Origin of the sequence: Amycolatopsis sp. cg5, assembly GCF_041346955.1 — a bacterium.
GTDB lineage: Bacteria > Actinomycetota > Actinomycetes > Mycobacteriales > Pseudonocardiaceae > Amycolatopsis.
This window is the reverse complement of sequence record NZ_CP166849.1, coordinates 3234256-3250785: the sequence shown is the minus strand read 5'-3', so window position 1 is coordinate 3250785 and position 16530 is coordinate 3234256. Positions and strand designations below refer to the sequence as shown.

The window sequence follows — 16530 nt, the reverse complement described above, 5'->3', positions numbered from 1 at the left end:
CCGGATGGAGCTCGGCAAAACCGCTGTCGTCCTGGGTGGCAGCGCCGCAGGCCTGTGTGCCGCAGGCGCGCTCGCGCCGCACTTCGAGCAGGTGCTGGTGCTCGAGCGCGACGAACTACCGGCCGAGGCCGAGCACCGGCGCGGCGTGCCGCAGAGCAAGCATCCACACTTCCTGCTGAACTCCGGCCGCCGCGCGATCGGCGCGCTGTTCCCCGGTTTCGAGGACGACCTCATCGCCGCGGGCGGCCTGCACCTGATGCCGTCGATGGACGCCGCCTACCTCGACGGACCCGGCTGGTCGGCACGCAAACGCAGCGCGATGACCATGATCTACAGCTCGCGGATCCTCATCGAGCGCGTGCTGCGCGACAAGGTCCGCGAACTGGCCAACGTGACCATCCGCGAAGGCGTCACGGTGACCGGCCTGACCACACTCGACGGCGCGATCACCGGAGTCGACTCCGATGCCGGGCATCTCGACGCCGACTTCGTGGTCGACGCACTGGGCCGAGGTTCCTCCGTCGGCGACTGGCTGACGGCGGCAGGCTGGCCCAAACCGCAGGTGCGCACGCTCGACGCCAAGGTCACGTACACCTCACGCTGGTACGACCTGCCCGCCGACCGGCCGGCCTCGTGGTGGTGGCAGCACCTCGTGATCATGCCGACGCAAGACAAGGACAAGCACCCGCCCGAGCACGAGTTCCTGGTCAACTTCTTCCCGATCGAGGGCAACAGGGTCATCGCCTGCATGGGCTCATGGGGCCTCGAAATGCCGCGCACGACGGACGCCTTCGCCGCCTCGGCTGCCCGCGTGCGAACGCCGCTGTTCGCGTCCGCGATGGACCGCTGCGAGCCCACGTCCGAGGTGCACCTGACCAGGTCGACCGGCAACAAGTGGCGCCGCTACGACCGCTGGAAGACACCACCGCGCGGCCTGGCCTTCATCGGCGACTCGATCTGCGCGTTCAACCCGTTCTACGCGCAAGGCATCAGCTCGGCGGCAGGCTCGGCGCTACTGTTGCGCGACCATCTCGATCGCTTCGACGCCAAGCGATTCCTTGCCGCCCAACGAAAACTGCTCAACGTCCCATGGCGCCTCGCGATGGCGAGAGACCAGGGCTACGCCTGCGCGGTCGGCACCGAGACCCTCCCCGAATGGCAGCGCCGCATCGTCGCGGCCATGTCCGGCCCGGCCTTCAGCCTGATCGTCGGCGCCGCCCGCGAGGACGACGTGGTCGACGAGCACTTCGCCAAGGTCTTCAACCTCGACGAGTCCCTGGGCGAGATGATGCGCAACCCACGCGTGCTCGCGGGTCTTCTGCGTTACCGCGCCCGCGCCGCACTGGGCAAGCACCGCGTCCCCTTCGGCTTCGACCCCCGCGTCGAACCACCCGCCGCGGACTATTCAGCCGTGGCCACGCGATGAGCGCCGTCTGCGGACCGGAGGCGGAGGCCGTGACCCGCGGCCTCGGCTTCGACTGCCACGACGTCTCCCCCGTGCTGTCGGTCCGCCCGCCCTGGGACCTCGCCCATCCGACCATGCCGCTGCTCGAACTGCTCATCATCGGCGGCGCGATCTTCGCGTTCGCGCACGCGCTCCGCCGCCACCGCGACGGCGACCCCGTCAACCTGGCGCTGTGGTGCACCTCGCTGGTCTACCTGTTCATCATCGAGCCGCCGCTGTACTTCCCGGAGTGGTTCGGGCTCGAGCGGCAGTACGGCTTCATCTTCGCCCACAACCAGTTCACCGTGCAGTTCATGGGGGATCGCCTGCCCCTGTACATCATCGCGTTCTACCCGGTGATCAGCCAGCTCGCCTACGAACTCGTCCGCTCGCTCGGCATCTTCCGCCGCGGCCCGGCCGTGGGCGCGGTGGCCGTCGCGTTCGTATGCCAGGTGTTCTACGAGGTCTTCGACCAACTCGGCCCCCAGCTCAAATGGTGGGCGTGGAACATGGACAACCACCTCGTCAACCATCCGGCGCTCGCGTCGGTCCCGATGAACAGCATGCTGTTGTTCGCCTCGGTGTCCATGGGCGCCATGACCTACCTGGTCGTCCGCCTCACCAGTGGCCGAAGTGGACGGTCGCTGGCGCCGCGCGTACTGCTCGCGGGCATCCTCACGCCCCCGACCATGGCGATCGCCGGCATCCCGGCGAGCTTCTTCACCGACAAGACCTGGGTGCTTCTTGCCGAACTGGCATTGGTCTGGCTGGCGGGCATCTGGATTTTCGTGTCCAACCGCGCCCCGGCCGAGCCGTCGTCCCCGTTCGTCCGCGTCTACCCCGCCGTCTACCTGGGCGCGATGGCGGCGTTCTGGATCAGCTCCCTGTTCACGGGCGACGGCCCGGTCGGCAGCAGACCGTACGCGCTGACCTGCTTCCTGGGCGCGGGCCTGCTCACCTACCGGGCGAGTCGCACAGCCCCGGCGGCCCTCTCCAGGTAATGATGGTCCGCATGGGGCACCACGGCTGGCAAGGCAACCCACCCGGCACCGAGGACGAGGCACGCCGCCGCATCGTCGAGGCGGCAACAGCCTGCATCGACCGAGCAGGCCTCACCAAGACCAGCCTGTCCGACGTCGCCACCGAAGCGGGCATCACCCGCCAGACGGTCTACCGCTACTTCCCCAGCCTGGCCGACATCCTCCGCGCCGTCGCCATGGCAGGCGTCGAGGAGTTCGCCGCCCGTATGGAACGTCACCTGTCCGCGTTCGACACAGCCGAAGACGCGGCGGTCGAGTCGGTCGTGTTCGCGGTACGGACGGTCCCGAACGAGCCTTACCTGGGCCTGCTCTTCCAAGCGGGCGAGGCCGACTTCATGACGGCCGGGGTCACCTCTCCCCTGTCGTTTTCCCAGGGCGCCCGCATCCTTCGGAACCTGCCCGTCGACTGGGCGGCGGCCGGCGTCGCCGACGACGAACTCGACGGGCTCGCCCAGATGCTCATGCGGCTGTTCATCTCGTTCCTGCAGTACCCGTCGACTCCTGCGCTGTCCGATGACGAGCTGCGGGCGCTGGTCCGGCGGTGGATCGGGCCTGCTTTGAGTCCTACGTGGACAGGCGGGTTCGGGGTATAGCACCAGAGTTGCGGTACTCGACTACGGGGGTGGGCTTCGAGGGCTCCGGGGGCTTGGTAGTGTTCCCTTCAACAGCAAGGCGCGTTTAGCTCAGCGGGAGAGCGCTTCCCTGACACGGAAGAGGCCACTGGTTCAATCCCAGTATCGCGCACCATATTTTCGCAGGTCAAAGTCCTATCTCTCCTCGTGAGGGATGGGACTTTCTTGTTGAGCGTTCATGTGCCGTTCGAGGGGAATCGTGATGGTTCCGACGTGGCACCGACCGGCACCGGATCAGGCAGACGGTCGCCGCGGCTGGATCGCTGCGCCGGGATCACCGCGACCTTCAGGTCGTGATCACGGAGCGGCACGTGTGCCGCGCGGACGATCGAGGCGAACGCCACCCCGCCGCGACTGCGACACAGGTGACGGGGACGGCGAGCATAGTGCCCAACGGAAAACCAAACCCACCAGGCAAAGATGGCTGTTCACTACGCATGCCATCAGCTCACGCTCGCGAATGCGGAAGGTGAAGCGTTCGTAACGGACCCTAGACGCTCAGGGCCTGATTTCCTTACACCGCAAGCTCGACGACTTCAGGACTCGAACCGGTAGCCGGCGCCGGGTTCGGTCAGCAGGTGCCGGGGCCGCGCGGGTACCGGCTCCAGTTTGCGTCGCAGCTGGGCGATGTAGACCCGCAGGTAGTTGGAGTGCGTGAGGTGACCGGGACCCCACACCTGTTCGAGCAGGTGCCGGTGCGGGATCAAGCGCCCTGGATTGCGGGCGAGAACCTCGAGCACGCCCCATTCGTTCGGAGTCAGGTGCACGGCGGTCCCATTCTTGTGCACTTTCTTCGCGAACAGGTCGACCGTGAACGAGTCCGTTTCGACGGCGGGCTCGGCGTAAGCCTGACCGGACAGCGACCGCCGCCGCACGAGCGCCCGCACCCTGGCCATCAGCTCGTCCATCTCGAACGGCCTGGTCAGATAGTCGTCGGCGCCTGCTTCGAATGTTTCCATCTTGTCGTGGTGGCCGGCTCGCGCCGACAGCACGATGATCGGCACGTTCGAGCGGCCGCGTAGCGCGGCGACCGCGTCCGCCCCGCCGAATCCGTCGACATCGGCGACCACGACATGCGGCTCGGCATCGGTGACCGCACGCGAACAGGTTTCGTCATCTGTTGCCTTGTCGACTCGATAACCGGCCGAGGACAAGGCGTTACCCAGTTCGTCCTGACTGTGCGGGTCGGCGTCGACCACGAGCACGGTCGTGGTCGATGGGCGCGAAGGCGGGGACAACGGCCGGCTTTGCTCTCCTTGACGTTGTTCAGGCAACAGGTCGGCGTCGTTCACTCAAGAACCTCTTCGTGCGGCGGCGTGATAACTCAGCCTGCCCTACTTGATCAACGGTGCGAAACGTCCCGATCATGAGTTTGACGGCATTTTGATGTTCGCGACACTCGCCTACCTCCAGGCAGCGGCTCAAAAAGTGCGGCTCCGGCGTTAAGAAAACGCACGCACGCCGCCGGCGGCGTGCGTACCTCGCTGAAGCTGCTTCCTTGTGCAGGACGTACTAGCGCGGCTCGACGCCGAACCATCCCAAAAGACACCAACGCGAAGCACCGCCTGACCGTCGTCGGCGGTCGCGTCGCTGATCGTGGACTACGTCCTCAACGTCGCGGTGTCCGTCGCCGCCGGTGTCGCCGCGCTGACGTCCGCGTTCCCCCGAACTGCTCCCCTACACCGTGTGGCTGTGCCTGGGAACGCTGGCGCTCATCACCGCGATCCGGCGCCCGAGGACTGACCTGCGCGACGTAACACCGCGGGGACCACGGACGAGTCATGGCTGTAAGCCGACAGTCAGGAGTGACCGTGCTCTTCCGCAGACAGAGTCGACCCACCCCGTACTGGATCCACGAACCCGAGCCTGGCAGGGAAATCCCGCGCTCGGTGCTGGCCAAATGGGAGTTCTATCGGACCACCAGCAGGAAGAACTGCCGCCGAATGCACTATTGCGACCTGGCGACCTTGGTACTCGCCGCGGTCGGGCCCGCGGTGACGGTCATCGCGCATCAACCCTCGGCGGGCGCGCTGATCGGTGTCGCCGTGGTCATCACGAGTGGCGCGCGCGGCATCTTCCGCTGGGATCAGAACTGGATCTCCCGCGCCCGCGCCTGCTACTCGATCGAACATCAGGTCGCGCTGTATTCCGTCGGCGCGGAACCCTATGACGGCGAAGCCGCCCGCGCGAACCTCGTCAGGTCCGTGCAGGCGATCACCGACGCCGAAGGCCAGGTCTGGGAAGGCGAGCGCCGTCGAAGCGCGGCACCGCAACAACGGTGATCGGCACGGATACAGACGATCCCGACCTCCGTCTTGCGACACGAACTCCCTTGCTGAGCCTCAGTCGAGGCGTAGCCTTTTCAAGCCCTGCGCAGGGTTTTCGTCCAGCATGCGGCAGAGGACGCGTGGGCGGCGCGCGCGTAAGCCGTGTGAGCAGGTTAGCGGGCTAGCGATCGCCGGCGATAGCAGCAGCGGTGTTGCAAGTCGTTGCAGGTCGTTCCGTCTTCGAATACCCGCTGGTACGGCTTGCAGGCCGGGAATCAAATGCGGAGGATCGGCCAGGTAAGCGAACCAGCGAACGCAATCCTAATCCGTGGCATGTTCCCGGAGGAGGTCGAGAGATCATGCACGCCACCGCCCCCACGACCTCACGGCTTCCTGTCGTCATCACCGGCATAGGCATGGTCGCATCCGGCGACACCATGCGCTACTGGTTCGAGCCGCAGCCGCTTCCCCGTCCGCGCGCACCGCTGGTGTGGGAGGGCGGCGCGAACCCGTTCTTTCCACCGGAGTGGACTTACCCGGACGAATCTCTCACCTGGGCGGACGTGCCGCCTGCCGTGTCGCCCAGCTGGTTCCGCATGCTCCTCGCCGAGGAAACACTGCAGGATTCGACGTCGCCTCGCGATCGTCGGCTGGGCGTGCTCGCCGTCCGCGTGCTGGGTCTCCCGCTCGAACTCGAAAGGCTGGTGGAGACCGCCGACGACGCCGGCCCGCTGCCGGAAACAGGATTCACCTGCCGAAGTCAACACGGTGGGGAGGGCGACGGCGGCCTGCTCTTCGTGCACCCAGGAGGCACCTGCTCGGCGCCTCGGTGGCTGACTCCTCGCGGATGGGCCGATGCTGCCGACTGGCTGCTTGGTGGACCAGGTACTGCTTTCATCACAGTGCGGGCCGCGCTAGGCACGACGACCGCGCCGCCTCCCGTACACATTTCGGTGATGGGCACGTTCTGGCAGGGCAAAACCTCAACAATCGCCATGCTCGACAACATGGACCGGTGGCGGCACGACGGTGAACCGGCGCACGCCACCGGGACGCGAATGCCGTGCCTGGATCCGACCCCGGGAACGACAAACCCGGACGACCCGGTGTCGCCCGGACATGCCGCCGAAGCCCCGCGACGCGCGCGCGGCCACAGTCCCGAACAGGAAGTCATGGACCGTTCCTCCCCCGTCACGTGGACAGCGCGGCCATGCCCAAAGCACAGTGACGGCCGGATGCCGGCAGCGCGCGCCAACAACCGTGCTCGCCGTGCGGACGCGCGCCCGCCGCGGAATCACCTCCTCGCGCGCGGACGCGGCCGGTCCGTGATCCGCTCCCGACCGACGAGCATCTCGTCTGGCCGGGCGGGCGAGCCTCGCGCGTTGGCGCGCGGCGATTGCCTGCTGCTCGACCTGCGCGGAGCAGCTCGAGCGGGCAAGTCACCAGCCGCCGCGCCCTGGTCCAGAGCAGGCTGAGCCACCCGGTCCGGCATGGGAGCCGGATGTCCGGGAGGTCTCGTTGCGACCTCAAGCCCACCGACGTACCGTGGTCCACGAAGATCATGTGCGCTGTCGGTTGGCTTCGCCGTGGCGCCTGGACAAAACTTCACAATCTCCCGTTCAAGGTCAGTCCGCTTGCTCCGGATGGCGATTGCGCGGGAACAGAAAGCCCTTGCGTTTGCCAGCGCGAGGGCTTTCCCCTTTTCTCCGCCATCTCGCTCTCCGCGAAAGCATTGATCGCAACGACTCACCTTTCAGGTGACCTTGAAAGAAATGCTCCCATGATCCCTTGATCGCCATCTTGAAAATCGTTAGTTACGCTAACCAATAGCTCCTGAATTGTCCACACGGTCACCGAGCGGCCGGACAAGAAAACACGCACACACTCGCGAGTTCGTTGCAATTCGTTGCAGTTCGGTCCGTTTCGGAAAATACGGCCCGGTAGTTTGCGCGCCCTCTGTCGGCTCAGGTACTACGGAGAGCAGCGGGATGGTCGCGGTGGCACGTGACCTTTTTCTCCCGTCAGTCATCCGGAGCAGAACTGAGCTTGAGCGGGAGGAGGTGATCTTGGTGAGCAGTCGTGTTCTCGGTGTCCTTCTCGTGTTGGGAACGATGCTGGTCTTCCTCGCGGAGGCGATGATCTTCCACTACGACCTGACACTCGCCGTCGGGGCATCCGGCGCGGTGGCTCTGGTCGCGGCGGAGGTGGTGCGCCGCGGGCTGGGCGACGACGACGGTCGAGGAGGAGGTTTCTTCCCGCCGGCCGCCGTTGCCGCGTAGGACCAGCTGACCTACGGGCGTCACGGTGGGTCCGCGTTCCGGCGCGAACGCGGACCCACCCCCGGCCCGTGCGGACACCTCCTCAAAGGAGATCACCATGTCAACCCGTACCCACGAACCAGATCCCGAAGCGGTCGCCCGACTGCTCGACGACTTGGAGGACGTGAAGATCCATGACGGCGACCCCTCACTGGGCGAACTGTCCAAGCGCAGCGAGGCGATCGGCCGGTTCGTCTCGAAGGCGACGTTCAGCCGGTCGCTCAGCGGCACACTGCTGCCCAAGTGGTCCATAGTCGAGACGTTCCTGCTCGTCTGCGGCATCGACGCGCAGGAGATCACCGGCTTCTGGAAGCCACGCTGGGTTCTCGCCTCGGGCGGATCGGCCCCCACCGACCGCCCTGGCGCGCAGTACGAACACGCGTGCCCGACCTGCGGCACCGTGACGGCCTCGCCGCCGTCCCGCCCGCACCTGAGCGCCGTTCCCGCGTAACCGACGGGGCTCCGGCCGCATCGGCCGGAGCCCCGTCTCCGCCAACTCCCCCATTCAGGCCGGAAGCCATCTCTCCTCGTGAGCGATGGGGCTTTCGCACTGCCTTCCGACCACTACTCGTCCTCCGGACCGCGCAGTACCCAGTGCTTGCGACGCAAGGCATAACCGACCGCGGAAAGCACCAGGATGCCGAGTGTCACCAGGAGGCTGGGCCGCCCCACGGCCGGATCCCGCGCGGTCTGGACCGTGACGAAAGCCAGCGCCACCAAGGCAAGCACCGGTGCCACCGGGTACCACGGCATCCGGTACTGCGCATGGGTCGTCGTGCCGTTGCGGCGGCCGACGAGCGCGGCCACGCACAGGGCCGCGTAGACGACGATCAACGACGAACCGGTCACCACCAGCAGCAGGTTCAAGTCCACGAAGCACACGACGGCCGACAGCGCGCCGACGACCAGGGTGGCCACCCATGGTGTGTGGAACTTCGGGTGGATCGTGCCGAGTGACCGGCTGATGGGCTTGGGCCACACGGAATCCCTCGCGGTACTGAAGAACAGGCGGGCGGTCAGCAACAGGATCGCGAGCACCGCGTTGATGATCGCCAGCGCCACCACGAGACTGATCACCGTGTTCAGGCCGGAGCCGGCGCGCTCGGTGATGAAGTACTCCATCATGTTCGGCGCGCTGAACAGGCCGTCCAGCGAGGGTGCGCCGAGCAGGACGGCGGCCACGGGGATGATCTCGGCGATGACCGTGATCACGAGTGCCCACAGGATCGCCCGTGCGATCCCGCGTGAGGCGTCCGCGGTCTCCTCGCCGAGTACGACCGCGGAGCCGTAGCCGTTGTAGGCGAAGATCGCGATCGCGATGGCCGCGCCGATCACGCCGATGCCCACGGCCGCGGGTGGGCTGGCGGCGACGGGTTCGGCGAACAACGGCCGTTCCACGTTCAGGAAACCGAGTGCGGCCACGACCAGCAGCGCGAGGATCTCGATCGCCAGGAAGACGCCGGTCACCCAGGCGTTGAGCTTGATGTCCAGCACGCCGAACGCCGCCGCGAGCACGACGGTCACCGCGGCCACCACCGGGCCGTTCAGGCCGGGGAACACCGCCGACAGGTAGATGCCGACGCCGAGCGCGATCACCGCGACGATGATCACCTGGGTGACCAGGATCAGGCCCATCACCAGGAAACCCGGCAGCCGGCCGAGCACCCGGCCGACGATCGCGTACTCGCCGCCCGCCACCGGGTAGGCCGAGGCCAGTTCGGCGTAGACGAACGCCATGAACACGCCGACCACGCCGGCGGCGAGGAAACTCCAGATCGCGCCGGTGCCGGCCTGGGCGACCACCCCCGGCGCGATGATGAAGACCGAGGACGCCGGGCTGATCGCCGACAGCGTGATGAGCAGGGCGCCGAGGACTTTCAGGCCTCGCCGCAAGCGGGGCGCGGCGACGGTGGCCGGCTCGGTCATAGCACACCTCCGTTGGTGGCGTTCTTTGAAGATGTATCAAAGAACTATCCAGAGTCCCAGTCAAGTGCCGATTTGGTTTTTTGAAGATCGTTCGACAGAATCGTGACCATGGCACGTCCCAAGCGGCAGGAAGCCCGCCGCACGCAACTGGTGGAGGCCGCGCGGCGCGCGGTGGTCGAGCGCGGCCTGGTGGACCTGCGGCTCGGCGACGTCGCCGAGCGCGCGGGGCTGTCGTCCGGCTCGGTGCTCTACTACTTCCCCACGCTGCCCGCACTGCTGCAGGAGGTGCAGCGGGAAGCGATCGGCCGGTTCTGCACGGCGCGCGAGGAAGCAGTGAGCGACGAGCCGGATCCGCGACAGCGGCTGCTCGCGATGATCGACAGCGGCCTGCCGGACGGCCCCGGCGACGAACTGGCCTACCTGCTTTACGAACTGGGCGCGTTCGCCCGCAAGGACCCCGCCTACGCGGCGAGGTACATCGAGCTCTACCAACGGCAAGTGGCCATCTACGTCGGCATTCTCGAGGCGGGCGCGGCGACCGGCGCGTTCCGCCTCGCCGGTGACGCGCTGACCATCGCCCGCAACATCGTGACGCTGGAAGACGGATACGGCCTGTACATGACGATGGCCGTGTCCACCTACGAACCCGCCGAAGCGAAACGGCAGATCATCGCCTACGCGACGGCCGTGACCGGATGTGAGCTCCCATGACGCTGAAGACCCCCGCAGGCAAGCCGCGTTTCCGTTCGCTCGGCGTGGAGTTGCCCGGACGGCCAGGACCGTTCAACGCGATCACGGACGTGCCCGGTGTCGCGGTCGGCTACACCACACTGGTCTCCGGTGAGTCCGTCCGCACCGGCGTGACGGCGATCCTGCCCCGTCCACATGAGACGGTCGCGCACCCGTGCGCGGCCGGCTGGTATTCGTTGAACGGCAATGGAGAGATGACAGGGACGACCTGGCTCACCGAGACCGGCGCGCTGAGCCTGCCGGTGCTGATCACCAACACGCACGCGGTCGGCCCGTGTCACCGCGGCGTGATCGACTGGGTCGCGGCGAAGAAACCGGACGGTGCGCATGAATGGCTGCTGCCGGTGATCGCGGAGACGTGGGATGGCTACCTCAACGACATCAACGCCCCGACCGTCCAACCGGCACACGCGATGGCCGCGATCGAGGCGGCGGCCACCGGCGCCATCGAGGAGGGCTCGGTCGGCGGCGGCACGGGAATGAACTGCTACGGCTTCAAAGGCGGCAGCGGCACCGCGTCACGGCTGGTGTCCCACGGCCCGCGCGAGTACACGGTCGGCGCGTTCGTCCAGGCCAACTTCGGATCACGGCGTGAGCTGACCGTCGCGGGAAACCCCGTGGGAGCGTTGCTGGCCGACGACAACCCGCTCGAGGATTGGACCGTGGCGCAGGCGGGTGCAGGGTCCGTGATCGTGGTGCTGGCCACCGACGCACCGCTGCTGCCCGGCCAGTGCACGGCGTTGACCCGCCGGGTGCCGCTCGGCCTGGCCCGCACCGGAACCAGCGGATCACACTTCTCCGGCGACGTCTTCCTCGCCTTCTCCACCGCCAACGAGGGCGCGCTGACGAGCGGCTTCCCCGCTGAGCCAGGGGGTTTCGAGACGCTGCGGTTCGTCCCGTGGGGATTGATGGACTCGTTCTACGAAGCTGTCGTCCAGGCGGTCGAGGAGGCTGTGCTCAATGCCTTGACCGCCAACGAAACCATGACCGGCCGGGAAGGTCACCGCACGCCGCACCTGCCCCGCGAACGCCTGGTCGAGTTGCTGCGGGTCAGCTGAAGAATCGACGGTTTCACGCTCGCGGCGCACTCCCGGGCAGCCAGTACGGCAGGGGCTCGCACGCGGTGAGCCACTCGGGTGGGATTCCGGCGGCGCCCGTGCGGGCCGCGATGACGCCACCGATGATCGCGCAGACGGTGTCGAGGTCTTCGGCGGCCGCCGCGGCCGTCCACAGTGCGTCCACATAGGAATCGAGGTGGTGGGCGGCGATCCACAACGCCAGCGGAACCGTGTCGACGGCGCTCACTTCGCGGCCGTTGCCGAGCAGGGCCGCGGCTTCCCGAACCGGTGTGGACGGAGGCAGTGCGAGCGCGGATTCGATACGGCGGCGAACCTCGCTGTGGGGAGTCCAGGAGGCGGCGGTCTCCAGGAGCTGGGCCGGAGTGAGCGAGGGCCAGCCCGCTGCCGAAGCCGCCGCGATGGCCACGGCGATCGTGCCGGCGACCCCCTCGGGGTGGGCGTGGGTGACGACGGCGGACTTCTCGGCCTCGGTGACCACCAGGCCGAGGTCGCCGCAGAGCCAGGCGCCCAGCGGAGCGGCCCGCATGGCGCCGCCGTTGCCCCAGGAGCCGGTGCCGAAGGCCGCCGGTGCCACGTCGCGCCAGTACTCCCCTGCCCGGTAGCGCAGGAGCATGCGCTCAGCGCCGGAACCGTAGCCGCGGTCGGGGTCGAAGCGGACGGCGAACGAGGCGGCCAAGGCGTCTTGGTCGATCGTGCCGTACCGGCCGAGGATGTCGTAGATCGAGCAGGCCATCTCCGTGTCGTCGCTCCACGACCAGGGAGCCGGGGGCAGCTCGCGGTCGCGGATCGACGGGTGCTCGCCCGGCAGCAGGATGCTCGAGCCGAACGCGTCACCCACCGCGAGACCGCGCAGGCTCGCGATCGCCGGGTATTCGCCTCGCACCTTGACTCCTTCGGGTCGGCGGACTTCCGCGGGACTTCAGCGCCGCTGCAGCACTCGCCGCCATGCTCTCACCAGCAAGATCCACAGGGCAAAAAAAGGGGGAGAACTCGGGCCCCCGTTCGGACGATGCGGGTGGGCGCCTTACTGCTCCATCGTGGAATACGTGACCACAACCTCGTCAGAAATCTCGAACCTCCCGACAGCGCGCCCGGCGAAATGCCCCATCGACCCACCCGAGGAATACCGCACACTGCGGCGAACCGAGCCGACGTCGAAGGTGCGCTGCCCGGCAGGCATGGACGCCTGGCTGGTCACGCGGTACGACGACGTCCGCGCGCTGCTGTCGGAACGGACGATGAGTTCGCGGGGCGCGTCGTCGGTGCACGTCAACCCGAACGCCGACCTGACCGAGGAAGTGCTACCGGGTTCGATCATCCAGCTCGACGACCAGGCTCACTCACGACTGCGGAAAATGGTGATCGCCGAGTTCACCGTGCGCCGGATGAAGACCATGCGCGGTTATGTCCAGGACTTGGTGGACAGTCATCTCGAAGCGATGCTGGCCAAACCGGGTACCGCGGATCTGGTGGCCGACTTCGCGCTGCCGATTCCCTCGCTGGTGATTTGTGAGCTGCTCGGCGTTCCTTATGCGGACCGCGCCAGGTTCCAGCAGCAGAGTTCAGTGCTGGTCAGCACCGACTCTACGCTGGAAGACGGCCAAGCGGCGATGGACGAGCTGTCCGGATTCCTGGCCACATTGTTCATCGAAAAGCGAGATAACCCGCAGGACGACATATTCAGCAGATTGATCGAACGGGGTCAAGCCACCGGCGATCCGCTCTCCATGGACGAATTGGTACTGCTCGGCCTGAGTCTGCTGGTGGCGGGCCACGAGACCACGGCCAACATGATCGCGCTCAGCACGTTGGTGCTGTTCGATCACCCCGAACAACGAGAATCCCTCTTCGCGGAACCGGAACGCGCCGTGGAGGAGCTGCTGAGGTACCTGTCCGTCGTCCAGTTCGGCGTGCTGCGCTACGCGACGCAGGATGTCCGGATCGGCGACCGTCCCGTGCGGGCGGGCGACTGGCTGGTCGCGGCGCTGAACTCGGCCAACCGGGACGAGTCGATGTACCGGTCGGGCGACGAACTCGACCTGATGCGCGAATCGCCGCGCTCGCACCTCGCGTTCGGCTTCGGACCGCATCAGTGCATCGGGCAGCAACTCGCGCGTGTCGAATTGCAGGAAGCGTTGACGCGGCTGTTCCGCGCGGCGCCGGATCTGCGCCTGGCGGTGCCGCGAAGCTCGTTGCGCTACAAGCACAACACGCTGGTCTACGGCGTCCGCGAGCTGCCGGTCGCCTGGGGCTGACCCCGTGGCCGGGTGCGCCCGGATCTTGCCGTAACCAAAGGTCTAGTCCACAATGACCTCTCCGCCGTGTTTCCCCTGCAATGACGCATAAGGAGCACGATGCACCTCACCCGAAAACTCGCCGTCACCGCCGTGGCGACCGTGGCCGGAGTCGTCCTCGTCCAGCCCGCCGCCTTCGCCGGGCCGGTCGGCAGTGGCTGGACCGAACACAGCCCCGCGTGGAACGTGCAGATCCAGAGCAAGGGCGTGATCACGTCCTGTCCGAGCAGCACCAACAACGCCTCCGGGCCCGGCGGCTCGTACGCACGGTCCGGCGGGGTGCAGACGTTCAAGCTCTTCAACAACGGGTCGAACCGCGTCGAAGCGCGGATCCAGGACAACTACCGTACCGGTCAGCGGCAATTCGAGGGCGAGGTCAAGGTCACCGCCGGGACCGACGACGAAAGCGCCATGCAGATCTTCGGCAACGACGGCGACGGCGCCACCACGCTGATGATCAGGTCCTACGCGAAGAACGGCGGCACGCTGCGCGGCGGCGGCAAGGACCTGATCAGCAACATCTACGGCAAGTGGGTGCACGTCAACGTCACGCACAACGCGACGGCCTCCGGCGGCAGCTTCTCGATCTACATCAACGGCAAGCTCGTGCAGACCGCGAACGGGCCTGCCGGCGATCACTACTTCAAGTACGGCGTGTACGGGACGCTGCAGACCAGCGGCGCCGAGCACCAGTGGCGCAACGTCCACTTCTACCGGAAATGAGTCGTGAGTGGTACGGCCGGTTCTAACCGGCCGTACCACTCACGACCCCGGCTGGCGGCTGAGCTAGGCCGGAAGCACGCGACCCCGGACCTCGCCGAAGCCGATGCGGCCACCGTTCGCGCCGGGCGCGGTGCCGGTGATCACCACTTCGTCGCCGTCGAGCAGGAAGGTGCGCTCCTCGCCCTTGACCGTGAGCGGTTCCTTGCCGCCCCAGCTGAGCTCGAGGAACGCGCCGCGCTGATGCTTTTCCGGGCCGGAGATCGTGCCGGAGCCGTACAGGTCGCCGGTGCGCGACGACGCGCCGTTGACCGTCATGTGCGCCAGCATCTGCGCGGGCGACCAGTACATCTCGCGGTAAGGCGGGCGGCTGACCTCTTCGCCGTTCCATTCGACGACGAGGTCGATGTCCAGGCCCCACGGACGGCTTTCGCGCAGGTACGGCAAGGGCTCGGGGTCCTGCCCCGGCAGCGGGATCCGCGCGGCCTCCAAAGCCAGAATCGGCACCACCCAAGGGGAAATCGACGTCGCGAAGCTCTTGCCGAGGTTCGGGCCGAGCGGCACGTACTCCCAAGCCTGGATGTCCCTGGCCGACCAGTCGTTGAGCAGCACCGCGCCGAACACGTGCCTGGCGAAGTCGTCCGTGGCGATCGGGGTGTTCAGCGGTGTGCCGGTGCCGACGACGAAGCCCAGCTCGGCCTCGATGTCGAGCCGGGCGCTCGGGCCGAACACCGGTGCCGGGTCCTGGGGGCCCTTGCGCTGCCCGCTCGGTCGCACGATGTCGGTGCCGGAGACCAGCACCGTCCCGGCCCGCCCGTGGTAGCCGACCGGGAGGTGCTTCCAGTTGGGGAGCAACGGTTCCGCGTCCGGCCGGAACAGCCTGCCGACGTTCGACGCGTGGTGCTCGGAGGCGTAGAAGTCGACGTAGTCCGCGACCTCGAACGGCAGGTGCAGCGCGACGTCGGCGACCGCGTGCACGGCCGCGTCGGGCACCTCGCCTGCGACCAGCGCGACGATCCTTTCCCGCACAGCCACCCAGCGGTCGTACCCCTGCGCCATGAACGGGTTCAGCGTCGGCGCGGCGAACACGTCGTCGCCGAGCGCCGCGGCGAGGTCCAGCACCGAGTCACCGACCCGGACGCCGACCCGCGGCGCGGCATCGCCTGCGGAGAACACGCCGTAGGGCAGGTTGTCGGTCCCGAACGGGGATCCGGCCGGGATGTCGATCGTGGTCATGCCTCTCCTCGGGGCAGCAGGCCGAGACCGGCCAGCTCGGTCAGTGGATCGTGGACGCTGCAGGTGCCGAACGAGGTGAACCGCGCGCGGACGCCGGCGTCCAGCTCGCCGACGCGCGCCGCGACGACGTCGCCGTCGCGTTCGGCCAGAAGTTCTTCGGCACGGCCGGGATCGCCTGCCGCGAGCAGCAGATTGAGGAACCCGTGCTGCTCGAACCCGGTCTCCTGGTCGGTGTTGCGCACCGCGTGGTGCAGCCCGGCGGTGGCCTTGAACGGGATGTCCGCGTCGATGGCCGCGCGGATCGCGGCGGCCAGCTCGGCCTCGTCGGGGTACAGGTCGGCGCGGACGCCGCCGGTGCGGAACTTGGCACGGTGGCCCGTTCCCGCGAGCGCGCGCAGCAGCGGGAGACGACGGTCGTCGCGCGGGATCTCGAGGTACACCGGGGCGGACACGGCCGACACCGCCGCGAGCACCTCGTCCGGCCCCATGCCGGCCGGCACGGCGATCTCGACGGAGCGCAGGTCCACCGGGAGTTCGGCCGCGGCTTCGAAGACACCGGCCAACTGCTCCGGTCCACCGGGCAGCGTCACCGAGATCGGGAGCGGGTGCTCGCGCGGCGTGAGCAGCTCCCCCAGCCCGCCGAGCGCGGGCGCGGCGAGCACCAGCGGTCCGACAAGGTCGGCGTACCAGGCCTTTTCGTAGAGATCGTGCGCGGCGATCGCGTCCGGCAGCGGCGCCAGACCGGGCGGGAACACGGCGGCGTCGTCACACAAGCCCGCGAAGAGTGCCGGGATCATGCCATCAGCTCCTCGTAGTCGGCCGAA

16 protein-coding genes and 1 tRNA gene are annotated in these 16530 nt (G+C 67.7%); 12 read left to right on the top strand and 5 right to left on the bottom strand.

The genetic code is table 11. From position 1 onward, the window contains the following. The first annotated feature begins 4 nt into the window (after positions 1–4). The 4 genes from AB5J62_RS14870 to AB5J62_RS14855 all read left to right on the top strand — a co-directional run bounded on the left by AB5J62_RS14870 (position 5) and on the right by AB5J62_RS14855 (position 3231). Positions 5–1426 carry an FAD-dependent oxidoreductase gene (locus AB5J62_RS14870; protein WP_370948791.1) on the top strand — a complete coding sequence of 474 codons (1422 nt, stop codon included), beginning with the start codon at positions 5–7 and terminating at the stop codon, positions 1424–1426. Further along, positions 1423–2445, top strand: coding sequence for a hypothetical protein (locus AB5J62_RS14865; protein WP_370948790.1), 1023 nt, complete (start codon positions 1423–1425; stop codon positions 2443–2445). The genes AB5J62_RS14870 and AB5J62_RS14865 overlap by 4 nt, the downstream gene beginning before the upstream one ends. An 11-nt stretch (positions 2446–2456) precedes the next feature. After that, positions 2457–3077, top strand: a complete 621-nt coding sequence (locus AB5J62_RS14860) for a TetR/AcrR family transcriptional regulator (protein ID WP_370948789.1) — start codon at positions 2457–2459, stop codon at positions 3075–3077. A gap of 79 nt (positions 3078–3156) precedes the next feature. Further along, positions 3157–3231 (top strand) — tRNA-Val (locus AB5J62_RS14855). Between the two features lie 421 nt (positions 3232–3652). Here AB5J62_RS14855 and AB5J62_RS14850 read toward each other — a convergent pair. Continuing rightward, positions 3653–4354, bottom strand: a complete 702-nt coding sequence (locus AB5J62_RS14850; protein ID WP_370948788.1) for a winged helix-turn-helix domain-containing protein — start codon at positions 4352–4354, stop codon at positions 3653–3655. 573 nt (positions 4355–4927) lie between these two features. Between AB5J62_RS14850 and AB5J62_RS14845 the strand changes: the two genes are divergently transcribed. The 4 genes from AB5J62_RS14845 to AB5J62_RS14830 all read left to right on the top strand — a co-directional run bounded on the left by AB5J62_RS14845 (position 4928) and on the right by AB5J62_RS14830 (position 8152). Continuing rightward, positions 4928–5398, top strand: coding sequence for a DUF4231 domain-containing protein (locus tag AB5J62_RS14845; protein WP_370948787.1), 471 nt, complete (start codon positions 4928–4930; stop codon positions 5396–5398). Between the two features lie 344 nt (positions 5399–5742). Further along, positions 5743–6858 carry a hypothetical protein gene (locus tag AB5J62_RS14840; RefSeq protein WP_370948786.1) on the top strand — a complete coding sequence of 372 codons (1116 nt, stop codon included), beginning with the start codon at positions 5743–5745 and terminating at the stop codon, positions 6856–6858. 594 nt (positions 6859–7452) lie between these two features. Next, positions 7453–7662 carry a hypothetical protein gene (locus tag AB5J62_RS14835; protein ID WP_370948785.1) on the top strand — a complete coding sequence of 70 codons (210 nt, stop codon included), beginning with the start codon at positions 7453–7455 and terminating at the stop codon, positions 7660–7662. A gap of 97 nt (positions 7663–7759) precedes the next feature. Then, a complete protein-coding gene (locus AB5J62_RS14830; RefSeq protein WP_370948784.1) occupies positions 7760–8152 on the top strand; it encodes a hypothetical protein in 393 nt (130 codons plus the stop codon). 113 nt (positions 8153–8265) lie between these two features. On the opposite strand, the gene AB5J62_RS14825 is transcribed toward AB5J62_RS14830, so the two are convergent. Next, entirely contained in the window at positions 8266–9627 is a 1362-nt protein-coding gene (locus AB5J62_RS14825; protein WP_370948783.1) for an APC family permease, read from the bottom strand. 108 nt (positions 9628–9735) lie between these two features. On the opposite strand from AB5J62_RS14825, the gene AB5J62_RS14820 reads away from it, so the two are divergent. Both AB5J62_RS14820 and AB5J62_RS14815 read left to right on the top strand, forming a co-directional pair. Then, positions 9736–10338, top strand: a complete 603-nt coding sequence (locus AB5J62_RS14820; RefSeq protein WP_370948782.1) for a TetR/AcrR family transcriptional regulator — start codon at positions 9736–9738, stop codon at positions 10336–10338. After that, positions 10335–11435 (top strand): P1 family peptidase, encoded by a 1101-nt coding sequence (locus AB5J62_RS14815; RefSeq protein WP_370948781.1) that lies wholly within the window; start codon positions 10335–10337, stop codon positions 11433–11435. Before AB5J62_RS14820 ends, AB5J62_RS14815 begins: the two co-directional genes overlap by 4 nt. A gap of 13 nt (positions 11436–11448) precedes the next feature. Here AB5J62_RS14815 and AB5J62_RS14810 read toward each other — a convergent pair whose 3' ends face one another. Beyond that, positions 11449–12339, bottom strand: coding sequence for an ADP-ribosylglycohydrolase family protein (locus tag AB5J62_RS14810; protein WP_370948780.1), 891 nt, complete (start codon positions 12337–12339; stop codon positions 11449–11451). A gap of 163 nt (positions 12340–12502) precedes the next feature. Between AB5J62_RS14810 and AB5J62_RS14805 the strand changes: the two genes are divergently transcribed. Then, on the top strand, positions 12503–13711 hold the full coding sequence (locus AB5J62_RS14805) for a cytochrome P450 (protein ID WP_370948779.1): 1209 nt from the start codon (positions 12503–12505) through the stop codon (positions 13709–13711). A gap of 99 nt (positions 13712–13810) precedes the next feature. Next, positions 13811–14473, top strand: coding sequence for a polysaccharide lyase family 7 protein (locus AB5J62_RS14800; RefSeq protein WP_370948778.1), 663 nt, complete (start codon positions 13811–13813; stop codon positions 14471–14473). 63 nt (positions 14474–14536) lie between these two features. On the opposite strand, the gene fahA is transcribed toward AB5J62_RS14800, so the two are convergent. Both fahA and AB5J62_RS14790 read right to left on the bottom strand, forming a co-directional pair. Continuing rightward, entirely contained in the window at positions 14537–15706 is a 1170-nt protein-coding gene (gene fahA / locus AB5J62_RS14795; protein ID WP_370948777.1) for a fumarylacetoacetase, read from the bottom strand. Further along, positions 15703–16503 carry a hypothetical protein gene (locus AB5J62_RS14790; RefSeq protein WP_370948776.1) on the bottom strand — a complete coding sequence of 267 codons (801 nt, stop codon included), beginning with the start codon at positions 16501–16503 and terminating at the stop codon, positions 15703–15705. The genes fahA and AB5J62_RS14790 overlap by 4 nt, the downstream gene beginning before the upstream one ends. Positions 16504–16530: the final 27 nt, after the last annotated feature.

What these genes read in the sequence shown, in the direction of transcription:
- AB5J62_RS14825 (WP_370948783.1), bottom strand. Translation starts at nt 9,627, where the DNA reads ATGACCGAGCCGGCCACCGTCGCCGCGCCCCGCTTGCGGCGAGGCCTG.
- AB5J62_RS14790 (WP_370948776.1), bottom strand. Translation starts at nt 16,503, where the DNA reads ATGATCCCGGCACTCTTCGCGGGCTTGTGTGACGACGCCGCCGTGTTC.
- AB5J62_RS14860 (WP_370948789.1), top strand. Translation starts at nt 2,457, where the DNA reads ATGGGGCACCACGGCTGGCAAGGCAACCCACCCGGCACCGAGGACGAG.
- AB5J62_RS14865 (WP_370948790.1), top strand. Translation starts at nt 1,423, where the DNA reads ATGAGCGCCGTCTGCGGACCGGAGGCGGAGGCCGTGACCCGCGGCCTC.
- AB5J62_RS14840 (WP_370948786.1), top strand. Translation starts at nt 5,743, where the DNA reads ATGCACGCCACCGCCCCCACGACCTCACGGCTTCCTGTCGTCATCACC.
- AB5J62_RS14815 (WP_370948781.1), top strand. Translation starts at nt 10,335, where the DNA reads ATGACGCTGAAGACCCCCGCAGGCAAGCCGCGTTTCCGTTCGCTCGGC.
- AB5J62_RS14830 (WP_370948784.1), top strand. Translation starts at nt 7,760, where the DNA reads ATGTCAACCCGTACCCACGAACCAGATCCCGAAGCGGTCGCCCGACTG.
- AB5J62_RS14870 (WP_370948791.1), top strand. Translation starts at nt 5, where the DNA reads ATGGAGCTCGGCAAAACCGCTGTCGTCCTGGGTGGCAGCGCCGCAGGC.
- AB5J62_RS14800 (WP_370948778.1), top strand. Translation starts at nt 13,811, where the DNA reads ATGCACCTCACCCGAAAACTCGCCGTCACCGCCGTGGCGACCGTGGCC.
- fahA (WP_370948777.1), bottom strand. Translation starts at nt 15,706, where the DNA reads ATGACCACGATCGACATCCCGGCCGGATCCCCGTTCGGGACCGACAAC.
- AB5J62_RS14820 (WP_370948782.1), top strand. Translation starts at nt 9,736, where the DNA reads ATGGCACGTCCCAAGCGGCAGGAAGCCCGCCGCACGCAACTGGTGGAG.